This is a genomic window from Micromonospora sp. 4G55 (genome assembly GCF_016803375.1).
Map to the genome: position 1 here is coordinate 1 of NZ_JAEVHN010000880.1, position 2,164 is coordinate 2,164.

The following is a 2,164-nucleotide window of genomic DNA, read 5'->3' on the forward strand; positions in this document are numbered from 1 at the left end:
CACCTGGCCGTCATCGTCGACCGTCTCGTACTCGATGCACCCCTACGCCGCGCCCCTGTCATCGGCGGGATGGATCCTCGCCCACGCCGCCCGCAGCGGCGACGCCGTCACCGCCACCATCGCCTTCGGCAGCGACGTCACCCTGCTCATCGGCCCCCGGCAACGCCCCACCCACCCGCAGGACATGCACACGTCCGGCGCCAGCAGCACCTTCGGCGACGCCGTGAAACTCGCCGACGAGCTGCTGCAGCTGCGCCAGCCCGGCAGGCTGCGGATGCTCGCGGTCATCTCCGACGGCGACCTCGACGACATCCCGGCAGCACAACGACTCGTCAGCACCCTGCACCGCGCCGGCTGCGCCGTCCTGTGGCTGCGCCCGGCCGACCTGCCCGGCCACACCTTCACCGACACCACCACCGTCCTGGTCACCGACCCCGTGCAGGCCATCGACCACATCGCCGACGCCGCCGTCACCGCCCTCGAACGCGCCTGACAACACCGGCCCGCTTGCCGCACCGACGGGCGCCGTCCCACACCCACCGCCGGTGCACGGGCACGCGGTGAACGGCACACGTCGGAGCCCATTCCTTGATTCGCCACTGGCCGCTTGCCCGGCCCGCCGCGCACCAGCGCGCCCGGGCACGGCCGCTCGGCGTGCCCGGGACTCACATCGACACCTCAGGAGACAACCGTGAGCCACTCGAACAATCGCATGTCGCTCGCCTCACCCGCCGACCTGCTCACCGCCGTGCCGTACCTGCTCGGCTTCCACCCCACCGACAGCCTCGTGCTCGTCGGCATCGCCGGCCCCCGGGTCGTCGTCGCCAGCCGCGCCGACCTGCCCGCACCCGGCGACGTCACCGAGTGGGCCGAGCAGATCGAGCCGTCGCAGCTCCGCCTGCTGGACAACGCGGCAGCCACCCGCGCCATCACGATCGGCTACGGGCCCGCCGCCGCCGTCACCCCGGTCATGGACACGTTCACTCCGCGGCTGACCGCCGCCGGCCTCGACGTGCTCGACGCCCTGCGGGTCACCGACGGCCGCTACTTCTCCTACCTCTGTCAGGACCCCGCCTGCTGCCCCGCCGACGGGATGCCCTTCGACCCGCACCGCAGCGACGTGACCATGCACGCCATCGTCGCCGGCTGCCACGCCCTGCCCGACCGGGCTGCCCTCGTCGCCAGCATCGCCCCCGCCACCGGGCTCACCCGCGCCACAATCACCCGCGCCACCGCACGAGCCCGCGCCCGCCGCCGCGCCATCACCACCAGCCAAGGCCCCGACCGGGTGATCCGCGCAGGCGAAGACGCGGTCCGCGCCGCGTTCGCCCGCTACGCCGACGAACAGGTCCTCACCGACGACGAACTGGCCTGGCTCACCGTCCTGCTACCCATCCTCGCCGTCCGCGACGCTGCCTGGCAGGCCACCGACTCGCTGCCCTGGCACACCGCCCTGTGGGCCGACGTCACCCGACGAGTCCACCCGCCGCTCGCCGCCCCGCCCGCCACCCTGCTCGCCTTCGCCGCCTGGCGCCGCGGGGAAGGCGCACTCGCCTCCGTCGCCCTCGACCGGGCCCTGACCGCCGACCCCACCTACAGCCTCGCGCAGCTCATCGACCAAGCCCTGCGCGCCGGTCTGCCCCCGTCCGTGCTCGACGGGTGGCCCGATCTCGACTCGCACACGCCCTGACCCCCCTTGGAGAACACCATGGCTGAACCTCATTTCGAGGTGTTGCGCCAACTGCTGCAGCAGCAGGGCTACGCCCTCGCCCTACAGAAGCTCGGCGAGGCCTGCGCGCACCACCCTGAGCAGGTGTGCGCGCTGCTGTCACAGGCCGGCACCATCGCCGCCACCCACGCGCAAATCACCGCCCTAACCGACGCCGCGAACCTGCTCAGCGAGGTCCACACCAGCGCGGGCGCCGACACCGTCCCGTCCCTACGCGAGCGCCTCGACCAGATCGCCGACACCCTCACCACCGCCCTCGCCCAACACGACAAGGCCACCGCAGCCCTTCGACACACCTGCCAGTCCCTCCTCCACACCGACATCCCCCTGCTCACCACCTGCCGCGACGACAGCCCCGCCGCCCTCCCGGCCCGACGACGCCACCGCACCGACGCCCTGACCAGGACAACCCGACGGCCCCCACCGCCGCAGCAC

Annotated in this window: 2 protein-coding genes and 1 pseudogene; all 3 read left to right on the plus strand. The window is 73.2% G+C overall.

The genetic code is table 11. The features are described 5' to 3' along the window. Positions 1-493, plus strand: a pseudogene (locus JNW89_RS35605) (VWA domain-containing protein); the annotation flags it as partial. A 219-nt stretch (positions 494-712) separates the two neighbouring features. Then, positions 713-1,690 (plus strand): DUF4192 domain-containing protein, encoded by a 978-nt coding sequence (locus JNW89_RS35610; RefSeq protein ID WP_238452358.1) that lies wholly within the window; start codon positions 713-715, stop codon positions 1,688-1,690. Between the two features lie 18 nt (positions 1,691-1,708). Then, positions 1,709-2,164: hypothetical protein (locus JNW89_RS35615; RefSeq protein ID WP_238452357.1), on the plus strand; the 456-nt coding region annotated here is incomplete at its 3' end.

Bases quoted from the DNA above. Each gene is read 5' to 3' on its own strand.
- JNW89_RS35610 (WP_238452358.1), top strand. From the start codon at position 713: ATGTCGCTCGCCTCACCCGCCGACCTGCTCACCGCCGTGCCGTACCTG.